Origin of the sequence: Streptomyces sp. NPDC050264 (assembly GCF_040655895.1) — a bacterium.
Lineage (GTDB): Bacteria > Actinomycetota > Actinomycetes > Streptomycetales > Streptomycetaceae > Streptomyces.
Map to the genome: position 1 here is coordinate 136,921 of NZ_JBFAKV010000009.1, position 17,353 is coordinate 154,273.

Genomic DNA, 17,353 nt, shown 5'->3' on the forward strand with positions numbered 1-17,353 from the left:
CGCTCAGGGGGCGGGCGGGCCGAGTTTGCGGTCCAGGGCCATCGAGAGTTCGGCCTCGACCACCGACTTGGCCAGCGGGCGCAGGCGCTGGACGTCCTTCTCGGTGCCGTGCGCGAGGATCAGCTCGGTGAAGAGGGTGGCCATGGCGTCGGCGTGCTCGCGGACGCGGCTCGCCGCCAGGAGGACCTCCGCCAGCGGGATGCCTTCGCGTACCAGGGCCGCCGAGACCTCCAGGAGGCGGCGGCTGATGTGCACGATCTCCTCGCCGTCGGTGCCCAAGTAGCCGAGGTCCAGGGCCGCTTGGAGGTTCTCGGGGGTCACTTCGCCCGCGAAATGGTCGGCCAGTTCGGTGGGGGAGAGGCGGACCGGGGTCTCCTCGGTGGGTTCGCCGAGGCCGAGGAGTTCGCCGACGTCGCGGCCGCGGTCGAAGGCCTCGGAGAGTTCGGCGATGCCGTTGAGGGTGTGGCCGCGGTCCAGGAGGGCGGCGATCGTGCGCAGCCGGGTCAGGTGCGTCTCGTCGTACCAGGCGATACGGCCTTCGCGGCGGGGCGGCTTGATCAGGCCGCGCTCGCGGTAGAAGCGCACGGTACGCACGGTGATGCCGGCCTCCTTCGCCAGTTCCTCCATGCGGAATTCGCGCAGGCCGTTGTCCTCGTCACCGGGTTCGGTCGCCATTTCTGCCACGTCGGAAACCCTATGCCGTACTGCCGGTAACTTTCCTCGGCCCGACCCCTACCCATCGGTACGGTGCTGCTCTACGCTCCAATTGCGCCAGTGTTCACTGGCAGAGTCGCGCGGCAGGGGAGGCGCCGGGATGACCGAGCAGGGACACGAGCACGTACGGGTGGCGGTGATCGGGTCCGGCTTCGGCGGGCTCGGCGCGGCGGTCAGACTGCGCCGCGAGGGCATCACCGACTTCGTGGTGCTGGAGCGGGCCGACGCGGTCGGCGGCACCTGGCGCGACAACAGCTACCCGGGATGCGCGTGCGACGTGCCGTCGCACCTGTACTCGTTCTCCTTCGCGCCGAACCCGGACTGGCCGCGCACGTTCTCGGCGCAGGGGCGCATCCGGGAGTACCTGGAGCACGTCGCCGACGTCTTCCGGCTGCGTCCGCACATCCGGCTCGACTCCGAGGTGCGGGAGCTGCGGTGGGACAGCGAGCGGCTGTGGTGGGAGATCGAGACCGCGAGCGGGACGCTCACCGCCGACGTCGTCGTCTCCGCCACCGGGCCGCTCTCCGACCCCAAGACGCCGGACATCCCCGGGATCGACACCTTCCCGGGCAAGGTCTTCCACTCGGCGCAGTGGGATCACGACTACGACCTGCGCGGCAAGCGCGTCGCCATGATCGGCACCGGCGCCTCGGCCATCCAGATCGTGCCCGCCATCCAGAAGGACGTCGCCGAACTGACGCTCTTCCAGCGCACGCCTCCCTGGGTCATGCCGCGCGCCGACCGGGCGATCACCAAGGCCGAGCGCTGGCTGCACCGCCGGCTGCCCTTCACCACGCAGGCACGGCGCGGACTCCTGTGGGGCATACGGGAGTTGCAGGTCCAGGCGTTCACCAAGCGGCCCAATGAGATGGGCATGGTCGAGCAGCTCGCCAAGCGCAACATGCACCGGGCGGTCAAGGACCCGGCGCTGCGCGCCAGACTCACCCCGGACTACCGCATCGGCTGCAAGCGGATCCTGCTGTCCAACACCTATTACCCCGCGCTCGCGCAGCCGAATGTCGACGTCGTGGCGTCGGGGCTCAGCGAGATCCGGGGCAACACCCTCGTGGCCGCAGACGGCAGCGAGGCCGAGGTGGACGCGATCGTCTTCGGCACCGGGTTCCACGTCACCGACATGCCGATCGCTCGGCGCGTCATCGGCGCGGACGGCGTCAGCCTGGCCGAGAGCTGGAAGGGCGGAATGGCCGCCCTGCGCGGGGCCACCGCCGCCGGGTTCCCGAACTTCATGACCGTCATCGGGCCGAACACCGGCCTCGGGAACTCCTCGATGATCCTGATGATCGAGTCGCAGCTGAACTACCTGGCCGACTACATGCGGCAGTTGAACGTGCTGGGCGGCCGCGTCGCCCTCACCCCGCGCGAGAGCGCCGTCACCGGCTGGAACAACCGCGTACAGGACCGGATGAAGCGCACCGTGTGGAACACCGGCGGCTGCAACAGCTGGTACCTCGACGAGAACGGGGTCAACACGACCGTGTGGCCCGGCACCACGACCGAGTTCCGGCAGGCCACACGCCATGTGGACGTGGGGGAGTACGAGGTGCTGCGCGCCCCGGCCCAGGTACCGCAGGCCCGTGCCGTACAGGCCAAGGGCTCGAAGAAGAAGACGGAGGTGAGCACGGCGTGAGCCGTCTCATGCACATGCAGACCGGGCCCTTCGCGCCGCCCGTCGCCGCCCGCGAGCTGACCGCCGTCTCGGCGGACGGGGCGCGGCTGCACGTCGAGGTGCACGGTCCCGAGAACGCGCCCGCGGTGGTGCTGTCGCACGGGTGGACCTGCTCGACGGCCTTCTGGGCCGCGCAGATCCGCGCGCTCGCCACCGACCACCGGGTGATCACGTACGACCAGCGCGGGCACGGGCGTTCGCCCGCCGCCACGCGACTGCCGTACACCGCCGGCATGCTGGCCGACGACCTGGAGGCCGTGCTCGACGCGACGCTGGCGCCGGGGGAGCGGGCCGTGCTCGCCGGGCACTCCATGGGCGGCATGACGATGATGGCCGCGGCCGCGCGGCCCGGCTTCAAGGAACGGGCCGCGGCCGTCCTGCTGTGCAGCACCGGCAGCTCGCGGCTGGTCGCGGAGGCGACGGTGGTGCCGCTGCTGGTCGCGGGCGCGCTGCGGACCAGGGTGACCCGCTCGATCCTCGGGTCGAAGGCGCCGCTCGGTCCTGTCACGCCGCTGGGCAAGCGGGTGTTGAAGTTCGCGACCATGGGACCGGGCGCGTCGCCCGGCAAGGTCGAGGCCTGCGCGCGGATCGTGCACGCGTGTCCGCGCGGGGTGCGGTACGGCTGGTCGCACGTCCTGGAGACGCTCGACATGGACGAGGCCGTACGGGAGTTGACGATGCCGGTGGCGGTGCTCGGCGGCACCGTGGACCGGCTCACGCCCATCGTGCACGCCCGGCGGATCGCGGCCGAACTGCCGCACTGCGTGGGCCTGACCGAGCTGCCGGGCCTCGGGCACATGACGCCCATCGAGGCACCGGAGACCGTCACGGAGAACATCCGTGAACTGGCCGCCGCCTACCTGGAATCGCAGAAGCAGCCGCAGAAGCAGCAGTCTCAGAATCAGTCGGAGAAGGGGGCGGATGTCGCATGAGCAGGGTCAGCCTGGAGGGTCAGGTCGCGGTCGTCACGGGCGCGGCGCGCGGAGTCGGTGAACTGCTGGCGCGCAAGCTGTCGGCGCGCGGCGCGAAGATCGCGCTGGTCGGCCTGGAGCCGGACGAGCTGAAGCAGGTCGCGGGCCGGCTGCACGCCGACGCCGACTGGTGGCACGCGGATGTCACGGACCACGTGGCGATGGCGCGGGTCGCCGAGGAGGTGAAGGAGCGGTTCGGGAAGGTCGACATCGTCGTGGCGAACGCCGGTGTGGCCACGGGCGGCCCCTTCGTGGACTCGGACCCGGTCGCCTGGCGCCGCGTCATCGAGGTGAACCTCATCGGCTCCGCCGTGACGGCCCGCGCCTTCCTGCCCGTCCTGATGGAGTCGCGCGGCTACCTGCTGCAGGTCGCCTCGCTCGCGGCGATCACGCCGGCGCCCATGATGACCGCGTACTGCGCGTCCAAGTCGGGAGTCGAGGCGTACGCGCACGCCCTGCGCGCCGAGGTCGGCTACAAGGGCGTACGCGTCGGCGTCGGTTATCTGTCCTGGACCGACACCGACATGGTGCGCGGCGCCGACCAGGACGACGTGATGCGCGAGCTGCGCCAGCGGCTGCCGTGGCCGTCGAACAAGACGTATCCGCTGGGCCCGGCCGTCGACCGGCTCGTGGCGGGCATCGAGCGGCGGTCGTCGCACGTGTACGCGCAGTGGTGGCTGCGCGGGATGCAGGGCATCCGCGGATATCTGCCCGGGGTCATCGGGGCCGTGGGGCAGCGCGAGATGCGCCGGTTCGAGCCGCGGCTCGGCAGCGTGTCGCGGGGCCTGGTGGGTGCGGGCGGTGCGGCCGACGAGACGGTACGGGGGCGCTGACCCGCGGTTTCCCCGGCTGCGCACGGTCCGTTATTGATCGAAATGCGCGTGATGTCCTGGCGTGTCAATCTGGTCGAGCCCCACCCCCTCCAACCCACTACGGGAGTGAACAAAGCATGGGCATCATGGACCAGTTCAAGGACAAGGGCGAAGAGCTCTCCAACAAGGCCAAGGACCGCGCGAGCGGTGCCAAGGACGAGGCGAGCGAGCGCGGACAGCAGGGCCAGGACCAGCTTCGCGAGCGTGGCTCGCAGGGCCGGGACGAGGCTCGCGACCGCGCCCAGGAGCAGCAGGACAAGTTCAGCCAGGACCGCGACTCCTGACGCTCTTCCCTGAGCGAAGTGGGCCCCACCCGGGACGCCGGGCGGGGCCCTACTGCTTGTCCTGCCTGCCCCGTTACTGCCGGGGCGGCAGCGTGGGCCGGCGCCGGTCCGGGACGTCCGAGTGGTCCGGCGGGTTCTTCGCGCCTTCTTCCCTCAGCAGGTCGAGGGCGAGGTGGACCGCGTCGTCGAGCTGCGCGTGCCGGCCCTCCGCCCAGTCCAGCGGGGTGCGCAGCACCTCGATGTCGGGGTCGACGCCGCGGTTCTCGATCGACCAGCCGTACTCGGGGAACCACGCCGCGTTCATCGGCACGGTGATCACCGTGCCGTCGCCGAGCCGGTGCCGGCCGGTCATGCCGACGACGCCGCCCCAGGTGCGCTGGCCGACGACCGGGCCGAGACCGAGGAGCTTGAACGCCGCGGTGATCATGTCGCCGTCGGACGAGGTCGCCTCGTCGGCGATGGCGACGACCGGGCCCCGGGGCGCGTTCGAGGCGTAGGAGACGGCCTGGGCGTTACGGCTCAGGTCCCAGCCGATGATCTTGCGGGTGAGTTTCTCGACGACCAGCTCGCTGATGTGGCCGCCCGCGTTGCCGCGTACGTCGACGATGAGCGCGGGCCGGGAGACCTCCTTGCGCAGGTCCCGGTTGAACTGGGCCCAGCCGGACCCGCCCATGTCGGGGATGTGCAGATAGCCGCACTCGCCGTTGCTCAACTCCCGTACGTACTCGCGACGTTGGGCCACCCAGTCCTGGTAGCGCAGCGGCCGCTCGTCGACCAGGGGCACCACCGCCACGCGGCGCGCGCGGCCGCCGCCCTCGGCCCGGGTGAAGGTCAGCTCGACGGTCGTGCCGCCCGCGCCTGCCAGGAGCGGGAACGGGCCCGTGACGGGGTCGACCGGGCGGCCGTCGACATGCGTGAGGATCGCGCCCTCGCGGATGCCGGTACCGGACAGCGGGGAGCGGGCCTTGGAGTCGGAGGAGTCGCCGGGCAGGATCCGGACGATCGCCCAACCCTCCTCCCGGCAGACGAAGTTGACGCCCAGCAGGCCCTGGGCGCGCTGGTAGTGCGCCGGCCCCTCGTTGCGGCGGGCCGCGGAGACGTAGGCGTGCGAGGTGCCCAGTTCGCCCAGGACCTCGCGCAGCAGGTCCGCGAACTCGTCCGGCGACGCGACCCGTTCGACCAGGGGGCGGTACTGGTCGAGCACGCCGGGCCAGTCGATGCCGCACATGTCCGGTTCCCAGAAGTAGGCGCGGATGATCCGGCCCGCCTCCTCGAAGGCGCCGCGCCACTCGGCGGGCGGCTGGGCCTCGTGCAGGATGCGGCGCAGGTCGATCCAGACGGTCGTGTCGTTGTCGCCGGCCTCGGTGGAGGGCACGGCGCGCAGCTCGCCCTCGTCGCCGACGACGAGCCGGGTGCCGTCGCCGCTGACCTCGAACCAGTCCATGTGGTCGACGAGCTGGGTCTTCTTGCACTTGGCGAGGGAGAAGTGTTCGAGGGTGGGCTGGGAGGAGGTGTCGGCGGGGTTGGCGAACGTCTCGCCGAGCGCGCCCGAGATCGGCCAGCGCAGCCAGACCAGACCGCCGCCGGCGACGGGGTTGAGCGCCGAGTACTTGGACGCGGCGACCGGGAAGGGGACCACGCGGTTCGGCAGGCCCTCGATCTCCACGGTCGGCGCGGCCTGGGTGAGGCCGGACTCCTCGACCGGGTCGAGGCCGCCGGCCGCCGTGCGCCCGTCGGGGGAGAGCGCGAACGGCGAGGGCGTCGCCGACGACAGCGGTACGAGATAGGGGCGGCAGCCGAGCGGGAACGACAGGTCGCCGGTGTGCACGTCGTAGACCGGGTCGAAGCCGCGCCACGACAGGAACGCCAGGTAGCGGCCGTCGCGGGTGAAGACCGGGTTCTCGTCCTCGAAGCGGCCGTTGGTGACGTCGACGATGGTGCGGTCCTTGATGCGGGCCATCTTGATCTGCCGCAGCGAGCGGCCGATGCCCGGGTGCGCCCAGGTCAGCCAGCGGCCGTCGGGGGAGAAGGCGAGATCGCGGACCGGGCCGTTCACCGACCGGATCAGCTCGGTGACCTCGCCGTCGGACTCCTCGGCCGTGTCGAGGAGCAGCAGCCGGCCGTCGTTCGAGGCGATGGCGAGCCGTTCGCCGTCCGGATCGCTGACCAGTTCCTGTACGCGGCCCAGTGCGCCGGAGGCGAGCCGGCGCGGCGCGCGGTCGCCGGAGGCGCGCGGCAGGTAGGCGATCTCGACGGCGTCCTCGCCGTCGGCGTCGGTGACGTAGGCGACCTGCCCGCCGGAGCCGAGCATCTCGGGCAGCCGGACGCGCACGCCCGGGGTGTCGCTGAGGGTGCGGGCCGGACCGTCGCGGTGGGTCAGCCAGTACAGCGAGCCGCGTACGACGATCGCGCCGGCCCGGCCGGTCTCGTCGACGGAGAGCGCGTCGACGTGCAGGGCGGCCGGGACCTGGTAGCCGCGCCGCCCGGCGCGCGGGCCGCCCAGACGGACGTGCAGGCGGCGGGGCTGCGAGCCGGGGGAGAGGTCGTCCAGGAGCCACAGTTCGCCCGCGCACTGGTAGACGATCCGGGCGCCGTCGGAGGAGGCGTGCCGGGCGTAGAACTCGGCGTGGTCGGTGTGCCGGGTCAGGTCCGATCCGTCCGGGAGGCACGAGTAGACGTTGCCGATGCCCTCGTGGTCGGAGAGGAACGCGATCCGGCCGTCCACGAACATCGGGTCGTCGAGGTGCCCGTCCAGGTCGGCGAGGATGCGCTGCCCGTGCACCCACAACCGGCCCTGGGCGCCGCCCCGGTAGCGCTTCCAGGCGGCCGGCTCGTGCGGCGGCGTACCGGTCAGGAGCAGGGTCTGCCGCTCCCCGTCGATGTCGGCGACCTGGATGTCGGAGACCGGGCCCCAGGGCAGTTTGCCGCCGGGGGTGCCGTCGGTGGGGACGCTGTAGGCGAAGGTGAAGTAGGAGAACGGCTCGCCGTGCGAGGCCACCGCGAGGATGTCCCCGTCGGGGGACCAGCCGCGTACCTGCGTGTCCACGCTGCCCCAGTAGGTGAGGCGGCGCGCGGAGCCGCCGTCGACCGGTGCCAGGTAGATCTCCGGGTCGAGGCTGCGCCAGGTCGTGTACGCGATGTGCGTGCCGTCGGGGGAGAACCGTGGGTGGCTGACCTTGGTGCGGTCGACGGTGACCCGCCAGGCCCGCGCCGAGCCGTCGAGCGGTGCGACCCACAGGTCGTCCTCGACGACGAAGCACAGTCGCTCGCCGCTCACGTGCGGGAACCTCAGGTACGCCTCGGCTGCATCTTCTGTCACCTCCCCATGCTTTTCCGCGACGGGACCTCCGGCAACCGGGCACCTCGTGAGAGATGTGGCGCACCGCACGTACGAAACGGTTTCGTTTCGTTAGTGGACGGGGTATGTTCAGGGCGTAGGTGGACCGAGGAGAGGTGACGATCATGGTCGCGGAAGCAACGGCGCGCCGCAGCCGGATCACGCCCGAGCGCGAGGCCGAGCTGTACGGGGCCGTGCTCGAGCTGCTCCGCGAGGTCGGTTACGACGCCCTGACGATGGACGCCGTGGCGGCCCGCACCCGGGCCAGCAAGGCGACGCTCTACCGTCAGTGGGGCGGCAAGGCCGAGCTGGTCGTGAAGGCGCTGCGGCACCAGAAGCCGCGCTTCGCCGAGATCGACACGGGCTCGCTCCGCGGTGACCTGCACGCGATGGCCGTCCGCGAGGACGACTGTCACATGGAGCAGAACAGCGCGCTGATGCGCGGCCTGATGGTGGCCGTGCACGCCAACCCGGACCTCCTGGAGGCCTTCCGGGAGTGGATCGTCGCGCCCGAGCTGTCTGGCCTCGACCGGCTGCTGCGCAGAGCCGTGGAGCGCGGCGAGATCCGGACCGACAACCCGGCGCTCGGCTATGTGCTCCACATGATCATCGGTGCCTTCGCCACCCGGACGCTCATCGACGAGCAGCCACCGACACAGGCGTACCTCACCTCGTACATCGACGCTGTCGTCCTCCCCGCCCTCAGCGCCTGATCCGACCAGCTTTTCCCCGCACCTGACGCGACCGCTCACGTCGTCGGGCTGATCTTCCCTGCCCAGCTGTATTTAACGACCTGACCGGGAGTACGCCTTCGTGGCCACTTTCCTCTACAAACTCGGCAAACTCGCCTTTCGTCGACGGCACTTCGTCGCCCTGATATGGGTGGCCCTGCTCACCCTCGCGGGCGTCGGCGCGGCCACCGCGCCGACCGCCGCCTCCAGCTCCTTCTCGATACCCGGCACCGAGGCCCAGAAGGCCTTCGACCTCCTCGACCAGCGCTTCCCCGGCTCCTCCGCCGACGGCGCCACCGCCCGCGTCGTCTTCAAGGCCCCGGCCGGCGAGAAACTCACCGGCGCCGCGAACAAGGCGGACGTGCAGGACACCGTCGCCGAGCTCAAGTCCAGCTCGAAGCAGGTCGCCTCCGTCGCCGACCCGTTCGCCGCGAAGACGGTCAGCAAGGACGGCACGATCGCCTACACCTCGGCGACGTACAAGGTCTCCTCGATGGAGCTGACCGACGACGACCGGGACGCGCTGCAGAAGGTCATCGACCAGGCGAAAGAGACCGGCCTGACCGTCGAGGTCGGCGGTGACGCGCTGCAGGCCATGCCCGAGACCGGCGCCACCGAGGTCATCGGCATCGCCATCGCGGCCGTGGTCCTCGTCATCACGTTCGGCTCGCTGCTCGCGGCCGGGCTCCCGCTGCTGACCGCGCTGATCGGTGTCGGCATCGGCGTCTCCAGCATCACGGCGCTCGCCAACGCGCTCGACCTGGGCACCACCACCTCCACCCTCGCGATGATGATCGGCCTCGCGGTCGGCATCGACTACGCCCTCTTCATCGTCTCCCGCTACCGCACCGAACTGGCCGAGGGCCGGGAGCGCGAGGAAGCGGCCGGACGGGCCGTCGGCACCGCCGGCTCGGCCGTCGTCTTCGCCGGTCTGACCGTCGTCATCGCGCTGGTCGGCCTCGCCGTCGTCAACATCCCGATGCTGACGAAGATGGGCGTCGCCGCGGCCGGCACGGTCGCCATCGCGGTCCTCATCGCGCTCACCCTGATCCCGGCGCTGCTCGGCTTCGCGGGCAAGCGGGTCCACGGCCGCAAGGCCCGCAAGACGCTCGACTCCACCGAGAAGGCGGAGCCCAAGGCCAACATGGGCACCCGCTGGGCCCGCTTCGTGCTGCGCCGCCCGGTCATGGTCCTGGTCGCGGGCGTCATCGGGCTCGGCGCGATCGCGATCCCGGTCGCCTCGCTGGAGCTGGGCCTGCCCGACGACGGCGCCCAGCCCACCGACACCACTCAGCGCAAGGCCTACGACCTGCTGTCGGAAGGCTTCGGGCCCGGCTTCAACGGTCCGCTCATGACGGTCGTCGACGCCAAGGGCACGGACGACCCGAAGGCCGCCGTCGACAAGGTCGTCTCCACGATCAAGGACACGGACGGCGTCGCGGTCGTCGCCCCGGCCACGTTCAACAAGGCCGGAGACACCGCGATCATCAGCGTCGTCTCGAAGTACAAGCCGTCCTCCGTCGAGACCGAGGACGTCGTCCACGCCATCCGTGACGCCGGCCAGGACATCAAGGCCGACACCGGCGCCGAGCTCGCGGTCACCGGCTCCACGGCCATGAACATCGACGTCTCGCAGAAGCTCAACGACGCGCTCGTGCCCTACCTGGCACTCGTCGTCGGCCTGGCGTTCCTGCTCCTGATGGTCGTCTTCCGCTCGATCCTCGTCCCGCTCAAGGCGGCCCTCGGCTTCCTGCTCTCGGTGCTCGCCGCGCTCGGCGCCGTCGTCGCCGTCTTCCAGTGGGGCTGGCTCGGCTCGGTCTTCGGCGTCGAGCAGACCGGCCCGGTCATGTCGATGATGCCGATCTTCATGGTCGGTGTGGTCTTCGGTCTCGCGATGGACTACGAGGTCTTCCTCGTGACCCGGATGCGGGAGGCGTACGTCCACGGTGAGCGACCCGCGCAGGCCGTCGTCACCGGGTTCCGGCACGGCGCCCGGGTGGTCACGGCCGCGGCGATCATCATGATCGCGGTGTTCTCGGGCTTCATCGGTTCCTCGGAGCAGATGGTGAAGATGATCGGCTTCGGTCTGGCGATCGCCGTCTTCTTCGACGCGTTCGTCGTCCGTATGGCGATCGTGCCCGCGGTGCTCGCGCTGCTCGGCAAGAAGGCCTGGTGGCTGCCGAAGTGGCTGGACCGCGCGCTGCCCAACGTGGACGTCGAGGGCGAGGGCCTGAACGCGGCCGAGGCCGCCGGGCGTCCCGGGGAGAACAAGGAACTCGTCGACGCCTGACCAGTGACCCGACCAGGTGGCCCGGCCGGGTGACCTGACCGGATGACTCAGTGCGTGATCGTCGCCGGGGTGACGGCCGTGTACGTACGACGCAGGAAGCGGATCAGCGCTTTGACGTCGAACTGCACGACCGTCACCCCGTTCGGCTGTCCGGGGCCGTGCGGGTGGAACTCGATGACCGCCTGCACCCGCCCGCAGGGCCAGATCCGCACGGAGTCACCGGTGACCGGGGCGCGCAGCCCCTGTTCCAGGAGATCGCGCGGGAAGATCCACTCGCCGGCGTCGGGGAGCGTGACGCGGATCCGGCCGTCGTAACGCAGCACGACCGGCACGGCCCGGGGCGCGTCGGGGGAATCGGTGACGACATGCGCCCGGGCGTACTGCTCCACGTACTGCTCGGAGACGGTCATGCCATCCAATGTCCCATATGTCTGGGTTTACGGGCCAGGGTTAATTGGTGCCGAGACGCTCTTGCAAGGCATTCGCAACAAGGCACTATCATCGAACGGTTAACCATCTGCCCGAGCGCCGGAGTGCCCTGCCATGCATGTACCCGACGGATTCATCAACGCCCCCGTGTCGGCGGCCGCCGGTGTCGTCGCCGCGGGCGCCGTCGCCGTCAGCCTGCGCGGCGCCCGCCGTGAACTGGACGAACGCACCGCGCCGCTCGCCGGTCTGGTCGCGGCGTTCATCTTCGCCGTGCAGATGCTCAACTTCCCTGTCGCCGCGGGCACCAGCGGCCACCTCCTGGGCGGTGCCCTGGCCGCGATATTGGTGGGCCCCTATACAGGGGTCCTGTGCGTGTCCGTGGTGCTCCTGATGCAGGGCGTGCTGTTCGCCGACGGCGGCCTGACCGCGCTCGGCGTGAACATCACGGACATGGCGATCACCACCACCGTCGTCGCCTACCTCGTCTTCCGCGGCCTCGTGAAGGTGCTGCCCCGCGGCCGCCGCTCGATCACCGCCGCCTCCTTCGTCGCCGCCGTCCTCTCCGTCCCGGCGGCCGCCGTGGTCTTCACCCTCATCTACGCCATCGGGGGGACGACCGACGTCTCCATCGGCAAGGTGGCCACCGCGATGATCGGCGTGCACGTCCTCATCGGCATCGGCGAGGCCGCGATCACCGCCCTCACCGTCGGCGCCGTCGTGGCCGTCCGTCCCGACCTCGTCCACGGCGCCCGGGGCCTGACGCAGCCGCTCAAGCTGAAGGTCGGCGGCGAACTGGTCGACGTCCCGGCCGCGGCCCCCGCCCCCGTGGCCGCCCGCTCGCACCGCAAGATCTGGATCACCGGCCTCATCACCTCGCTCGTGCTCGCCGGGTTCGTCTCCTTCTACGCCTCCGCCAACCCCGACGGCCTGGAGAAGGTCGCCCACGACAAGGGCATCGACCAGAAGGCGAAGGAGCACGCCTCCGCCGACTCGCCGCTCGCCGACTACGGCGTCAAGGACGTCACCGACGCCCGTCTCTCCGGCGGCCTCGCCGGGATCATCGGCGTCGGCGTGACCGTCGTCGCCGGGTCCGGGATCTTCTGGGCGCTGCGCAGGCGGCGTACGGGCGACGCGGCCTCCACCGAGGTCACCGCGCGCGAGTCCGTCTGAGATGGGCGCCGGACACGCACACCGCCTCTACCGCGCCGGGCACTCGCCCGTGCACGCGCTGCCGCCCCACACCAAGCTCGCCGCCGTCTTCGGCTTCGTCGTGGTCGTCGTCTCCACGCCGCGCGAGGCGATGTGGGCGTTCGCGCTGTACGCGATGCTGCTTGCCACGGTGGCGTTCGCGGCGCGTGTACCGGCCGGCTATCTGCTCAAGCGGCTGCTCATCGAGGTCCCGTTCGTCGCCTTCGCGGTCCTGATGCCGTTCGTCGCGGAGGGCGAGCGGGTGCAGGTGCTCGGCCTGTCGCTGAGCGAGAGCGGCCTGTGGGGCGCGTGGAACGTACTGGCCAAGGGCACGCTCGGCGTCGCCGCGTCGGTGCTCCTCGCCTCGACGACGGAGCTGCGGGAACTGCTGCTCGGACTGCAGCGGCTCAAGCTGCCTCCCCTGCTCGTCCAGATCGCGTCCTTCATGATCCGCTACGGGGACGTCATCACGGACGAGATGCGGCGGATGAAGATCGCGCGGGAGTCGCGCGGCTTCGAGGCGAGCGGCGTACGGCACTGGGGGGTCCTCGCCAAATCTGCGGGGGCGCTGTTCATCCGCTCCTACGAACGGGGCGAGCGCGTGCACCTGGCGATGGTCAGCCGGGGGTACGCGGGGTCGATGCCGGTGATCGACGAGGTGACGGCCTCCCGGACCCAGTGGTCGTCCGCGCTGGCCCTGCCGGGTGCGGCGCTCGTGGTGTGTCTGCTGGGATGGGTGCTGTGACTGATTCTGCTTCTGCCGCCGTATCCCTGCAGGTGTCCGGGCTCGCCTTCGCCTACCCCGACGGGCACCAGGCCCTCTTCGGCGTCGACCTGACCATCGGGCAGGGCGAGCGGGTCGCGCTGCTCGGCCCGAACGGCGCGGGCAAGACGACCCTCGTCCTGCATCTGAACGGCATCCTGACCGGCGGCGCGGGCACCGTCACCGTCGCGGGCCTGCCCGTCGGCAAGCGGCACATGGCGGAGATCCGGCGCAAGGTCGGCATCGTCTTCCAGGACCCGGACGACCAGCTGTTCATGCCGACGGTCCGCGAGGACGTCGCGTTCGGCCCGGCCGCGGCGGGCATGAAGGGGCCGGAACTGGAGGCGCGGGTCCGCAAGGCGCTCGCGTCGGTCGGCATGGAGGAGTTCGCCGACCGGCCCCCGCACCACCTCTCCTTCGGCCAGCGCCGCCGGGTGGCCGTCGCCACGGTCCTCGCGATGGAACCGGAGATCCTCGTCCTGGACGAGCCGTCCTCCAACCTCGACCCCGCCTCCCGCCGCGAACTCGCCGACATCCTGCGCTCGTTGGACGTGACGGTCCTGATGGTCACGCACGACCTGCCCTACGCCCTGGAGCTCTGCCCGCGGGCGCTGATCCTCAGCGAGGGCGTCATCGCGGCGGACGGCGCGACCGGCGACCTGCTCGTGGACGAGGACCTCATGCGGGCGCACCGCCTGGAGCTCCCCTTCGGATTCGACCCCAAGTCGGTCGCGGGGAAGGCACGTTGAGCCTCCTGGTGGCCGAGTCCTTCGCCACCGAACGCCTCGACCTCCTGCCCCTGGAGGTCGCGCACGCCGAGGAGATGGCCGGGGTGCTGTCGGACCCGGCGCTGCACACCTTCATCGGCGGCGCCCCGCACACCCCGCACTCCCTGCGGGCCCGCTACGAGCGCCTGACCGCGGGCTCCCCCGACCCGGCCGTCACCTGGCTGAACTGGGTGATCCGGCTGCGCGACGAGTCCTGCCCGACGGGCACGGTCCAGGCGACGGTGACCGAATCCGTCACCGAGATCGCGTGGGTGGTCGGAACTCCCTGGCAGGGCAGGGGAATCGCGGGGGAGGCTGCCAGGGGCCTGGTGGACTGGCTGGGCGGGCAGCGGGTGCGGTCCGTGATCGCCCACGTCCACCCCGACCATCACGCCTCCGCCGCCGTGGCCCGGTCCGCCGGACTCGCCCCCACCGGCATCCGGCAGGACGGCGAGATCCGGTGGATACGTGAACTCAGGCCTTGATGAAGGCCGTGCGCGTGGTGTCGATGGTGCCGCGCCACAGGGGAGCGTAGGAGAGCACCAGCAGGACGGCGCCGAGCGGGATGAGGTCCTTGACGGCGTAGGAGAGCAGTGAGTCGGCGAGGACCAGGACCGGCGCCCACGCCTTGAGGGTGCGCAGGGCGGCCAGCCGGCCGGTGAGCAGGAGCTGGCCCACGAAGAACAGGAGCGGGCCGAGGACGTAGAAGGCGAGCTCGACGCCCGGCAGCGCCTGGAAGTCGCCGACCCGGTCGCTCATCCCGGCGTGGTCGGCGGCCATCAGGCCCGTCACGATGTCCGCCCCGAACTGCACCACGAGCGCCGCGATCCCGGCGCCGCCGATCCACAGCCCGGCCGACGACCATCGGTCGCGGCCCGCCGCCTTGCGTACCGCTGCCTCGCGCATGGCGGCGAAGCCCTGGGCGAAGAAGGCGAGGCCCGCGAGGAAGCAGAGATGTCCGGCCGTCCAGGCGAGCCCGGGGCCCTTCTCCCCGTCGATCCCGTCGAGAAGCCGGATCACCCCGTACGCGCCGAACAGGACGGGACCGTAGAGGAAGGCGCGCTGCTGTGTGGTTGTCATGCGACGATCTTCGAGGCCGCGCGGCGCCAACTCGATCCGGAATCACCCTGGTTGGACCCCTAGGGATCCTCCGCGTGCCACCCCGGGTAGCGTCGGGGCCATGACACGCTTCGAGGGGTACGCGGCACTGGTCACCGGCGCGGGACGCGGCATCGGCGCGGCCGTCGCGCACCGCCTCGCCGCCGAGGGGGCCCACGTCCTGGTCACCGACATCGACGTGCCGGCCGCGGAGAAGACCGCCGGGGAGATCCGGGAACAGGGCGGCGCCGCCACCGCGTGGCACTGCGACGTGGGTGACCGGGACTCCGTGGCGGCGGCCGTCGCGGGCGCGGTCGAGAGCTTCGGCCGCCTCGACGTCCTCGTCAACAACGCCTACGCCTGCCACCCCGACACCGCGCTCTTCGAGGACGAGGACGACGAGGCGTGGTCCCGCGACCTGGACCTCTCCCTCACCGGCGCCTACCGCTGCTGCAAGGCCGCCCTCCCGCACCTCGCCGCGTCCGGCCGCGGCGCCGTCGTCACCATCGGCTCCGTCAACGGCCTCCAGGACTTCGGCAACCACGCCTACAGTGCCGCCAAGGCCGGGCTGATCTCCCTGACCCGCACCCTCGCGGGACACGCGGGCCCCCGCGGCGTCCGCGTCAACCTCGTCGCCCCGGGAACGGTCCGCACCCGCGCCTGGACCGACCGGGGCCGCAACCCCGACGTCATGAGCGAGTTGTATCCGCTCGGCCGGGTCGGGGAGCCCGAGGACATCGCGGCAGCGGTGGCGTTCCTGGCGTCGCGCGACGCGGCCTGGGTGACGGGCGTGGTGCTGCCCGTGGACGGCGGGATCACGGCGGTGAACACAGGGTTCAAGCGCACCACCCTCTGAACCCTGGGGACTCACCCCGCGTGCAGCATCAGCCCGATCCCGGCCACCATCACCCCGGCGGCGACGATCCGGGGCAACCCGAACCGCTCCTTGAAGAACACCGCCCCGATCGCCGCCCCCACGATGATCGACGACTCCCGCAGCGCGGAGATCGGGGCCAGGTCCGCCCGGGTCTGCGCCCACAGCACCAGGCCGTACGCCGCCACGGACAGCGCCGCGCCCACCAGACCGAGCAGCGCGAACGGGCGTAGTCTCGCGACCAGTTCACCGCGCCAGCGGTACGCCGCGTACACCGGCACCGCGATCCCTTCGAGAACCATCAGCCACGCGATGTACCCCATCGCGGAGCCGGACGCGCGCACCCCTAGCCCGTCCACCACCGTGTACGCGGCGATGGAGACCCCGGTCGCGAGCGCCGCGCCGACCGCCCGCCAGTCCGGCCTGCGCCCGGAGCCGCGCAGCCCCCACACCGTGAGCCCGGTCAGGCCCGCGCAGGACACCGCGACGCCCGCCGCCTGCCAGCCGCCCGGCACCTCGCCCGCGAACACCGCCGCGAGCACGGTCACCACCAGCGGCGCCGTGCCGCGCGCGATCGGATACGCCTGGCCGAAGTCGCCGAGCTTGAACGACGTCATCAGCAGCACGTAGTAGGCGATGTGGATGACCGCCGACACGATCAGGTACGGCCACGCGCCCGCCGCCGGGACAGGCGCGAACAGCGCGATGACGAGCCCGATGAGCGTGCCGCCGCCGGAGATGAGCGTGAAGCCGACGAGCTTGTCGGTGATGTGGTGCGCCAGCGCGTTCCACGACGCGTGCGTGACCGCGGCGAGCAGCACCGCGGCGGCGACTGCCGGGGTCATCCGAGGGCGTCCTCGCGCACGTCCACGAGTGTGGCGCCCGCATGCGAGGCCAGGGCCTCGGGCGCCATCGGGAAGACGGCGTACGGGGTGCCCGCCGCCGCCCACACGACGTCGTGCGCGAGCAGCGAACGGTCCGCGAGAACCCTGGTCTTGTTGCGGTGGCCGAAGGGCGGGACGCCGCCGATCGCGTACCCGGTGAACTCCCGCACCACGTCCGCCTTGGCGCGCGTCACCTTCGCCGCGCACAGCTCCCACCGCACGCGCTCGACGTCGACCCGCGACGCGCCGTCCATCAGGACCAGCACCGGCACCCCGTCCGCGGCGAAGATCAACGACTTGCAGATGGCGCTCAGTTCGCAGCCGATCGCGTCGGCGGCCTCCTGCGCGGTACGGGTCGCCTCGGGGAACCGCCGCACCCGCGGCAGGAGTCCGGCCAGTCCCATGTCGGTCACGGCCGAGGCGAACAGAGGATGCGCTGCGTTTGCTGCTGACGTCATGACCGG

General features: G+C 71.5%; 17 protein-coding genes. 11 read left to right on the forward strand and 6 right to left on the reverse strand.

What is annotated here, in order from left to right; all coding sequences use genetic code 11:
* Window positions 1–3: 3 nt before the first annotated feature.
* The gene (locus tag AB0J02_RS18190) at window positions 4–675 is read right to left on the reverse strand and encodes a MerR family transcriptional regulator (protein ID WP_363194879.1); all 672 of its coding nucleotides are present in this window, start codon (window positions 673–675) and stop codon (window positions 4–6) included.
* A gap of 139 nt (window positions 676–814) precedes the next feature.
* Here AB0J02_RS18190 and AB0J02_RS18195 point away from each other — a divergent pair, with 139 nt between their 5' ends.
* The 4 genes from AB0J02_RS18195 to AB0J02_RS18210 all read left to right on the forward strand — a co-directional run bounded on the left by AB0J02_RS18195 (window position 815) and on the right by AB0J02_RS18210 (window position 4,528).
* Window positions 815–2,362, forward strand: a complete 1,548-nt coding sequence (locus AB0J02_RS18195) for an NAD(P)/FAD-dependent oxidoreductase (RefSeq protein WP_363194684.1) — start codon at window positions 815–817, stop codon at window positions 2,360–2,362.
* Window positions 2,359–3,333 (forward strand): alpha/beta hydrolase, encoded by a 975-nt coding sequence (locus tag AB0J02_RS18200; RefSeq protein WP_363194685.1) that lies wholly within the window; start codon window positions 2,359–2,361, stop codon window positions 3,331–3,333. Before AB0J02_RS18195 ends, AB0J02_RS18200 begins: the two co-directional genes overlap by 4 nt.
* Complete coding sequence (locus tag AB0J02_RS18205) at window positions 3,330–4,205, forward strand: SDR family oxidoreductase (RefSeq protein WP_363194686.1); 876 nt, start codon at window positions 3,330–3,332, stop codon at window positions 4,203–4,205. Before AB0J02_RS18200 ends, AB0J02_RS18205 begins: the two co-directional genes overlap by 4 nt.
* A gap of 125 nt (window positions 4,206–4,330) precedes the next feature.
* Window positions 4,331–4,528, forward strand: coding sequence for a hypothetical protein (locus AB0J02_RS18210; RefSeq protein WP_363194687.1), 198 nt, complete (start codon window positions 4,331–4,333; stop codon window positions 4,526–4,528).
* A gap of 73 nt (window positions 4,529–4,601) precedes the next feature.
* Here AB0J02_RS18210 and AB0J02_RS18215 read toward each other — a convergent pair whose 3' ends face one another.
* Complete coding sequence (locus AB0J02_RS18215) at window positions 4,602–7,847, reverse strand: S41 family peptidase (protein ID WP_363194688.1); 3,246 nt, start codon at window positions 7,845–7,847, stop codon at window positions 4,602–4,604.
* A 143-nt stretch (window positions 7,848–7,990) separates the two neighbouring features.
* Between AB0J02_RS18215 and AB0J02_RS18220 the strand changes: the two genes are divergently transcribed.
* Window positions 7,991–8,578, forward strand: a complete 588-nt coding sequence (locus AB0J02_RS18220; RefSeq protein ID WP_363194689.1) for a TetR/AcrR family transcriptional regulator — start codon at window positions 7,991–7,993, stop codon at window positions 8,576–8,578.
* A 100-nt stretch (window positions 8,579–8,678) separates the two neighbouring features.
* Complete coding sequence (locus tag AB0J02_RS18225) at window positions 8,679–10,886, forward strand: MMPL family transporter (RefSeq protein WP_363194690.1); 2,208 nt, start codon at window positions 8,679–8,681, stop codon at window positions 10,884–10,886.
* 47 nt (window positions 10,887–10,933) lie between these two features.
* On the opposite strand, the gene AB0J02_RS18230 is transcribed toward AB0J02_RS18225, so the two are convergent.
* Window positions 10,934–11,296, reverse strand: a complete 363-nt coding sequence (locus AB0J02_RS18230; protein WP_363194691.1) for an SsgA family sporulation/cell division regulator — start codon at window positions 11,294–11,296, stop codon at window positions 10,934–10,936.
* A 133-nt stretch (window positions 11,297–11,429) separates the two neighbouring features.
* On the opposite strand from AB0J02_RS18230, the gene AB0J02_RS18235 reads away from it, so the two are divergent.
* From AB0J02_RS18235 to AB0J02_RS18250, 4 genes are read left to right on the forward strand one after another with little or no spacing between them, the layout of a single operon-like run.
* Complete coding sequence (locus AB0J02_RS18235) at window positions 11,430–12,485, forward strand: energy-coupling factor ABC transporter permease (protein ID WP_363194692.1); 1,056 nt, start codon at window positions 11,430–11,432, stop codon at window positions 12,483–12,485.
* A 1-nt stretch (window position 12,486) separates the two neighbouring features.
* Window positions 12,487–13,248 (forward strand): cobalt ECF transporter T component CbiQ, encoded by a 762-nt coding sequence (gene cbiQ / locus AB0J02_RS18240; protein WP_363194693.1) that lies wholly within the window; start codon window positions 12,487–12,489, stop codon window positions 13,246–13,248.
* Window positions 13,236–14,015, forward strand: a complete 780-nt coding sequence (locus tag AB0J02_RS18245; protein ID WP_363194694.1) for an ABC transporter ATP-binding protein — start codon at window positions 13,236–13,238, stop codon at window positions 14,013–14,015. Before cbiQ ends, AB0J02_RS18245 begins: the two co-directional genes overlap by 13 nt.
* A complete protein-coding gene (locus AB0J02_RS18250) occupies window positions 14,012–14,518 on the forward strand; it encodes a GNAT family N-acetyltransferase (RefSeq protein WP_363194695.1) in 507 nt (168 codons plus the stop codon). The genes AB0J02_RS18245 and AB0J02_RS18250 overlap by 4 nt, the downstream gene beginning before the upstream one ends.
* Here the strand turns inward: AB0J02_RS18250 and AB0J02_RS18255 are convergent.
* Window positions 14,508–15,113: a hypothetical protein gene (locus AB0J02_RS18255; protein WP_363194696.1), complete on the reverse strand. Its 606-nt coding sequence runs from the start codon at window positions 15,111–15,113 to the stop codon at window positions 14,508–14,510. The two genes, AB0J02_RS18250 and AB0J02_RS18255, sit on opposite strands and share 11 nt — an antisense overlap.
* A 100-nt stretch (window positions 15,114–15,213) precedes the next feature.
* Between AB0J02_RS18255 and AB0J02_RS18260 the strand changes: the two genes are divergently transcribed.
* The gene (locus AB0J02_RS18260) at window positions 15,214–15,987 is read left to right on the forward strand and encodes an SDR family NAD(P)-dependent oxidoreductase (protein ID WP_363194697.1); all 774 of its coding nucleotides are present in this window, start codon (window positions 15,214–15,216) and stop codon (window positions 15,985–15,987) included.
* Between the two features lie 11 nt (window positions 15,988–15,998).
* Here the strand turns inward: AB0J02_RS18260 and AB0J02_RS18265 are convergent, their stop codons facing one another.
* Both AB0J02_RS18265 and AB0J02_RS18270 read right to left on the reverse strand, forming a co-directional pair.
* Window positions 15,999–16,850, reverse strand: coding sequence for a DMT family transporter (locus AB0J02_RS18265; protein ID WP_363194698.1), 852 nt, complete (start codon window positions 16,848–16,850; stop codon window positions 15,999–16,001).
* Entirely contained in the window at window positions 16,847–17,347 is a 501-nt protein-coding gene (locus AB0J02_RS18270) for a YbaK/EbsC family protein (RefSeq protein WP_363194699.1), read from the reverse strand. Before AB0J02_RS18270 ends, AB0J02_RS18265 begins: the two co-directional genes overlap by 4 nt.
* Window positions 17,348–17,353: the final 6 nt, after the last annotated feature.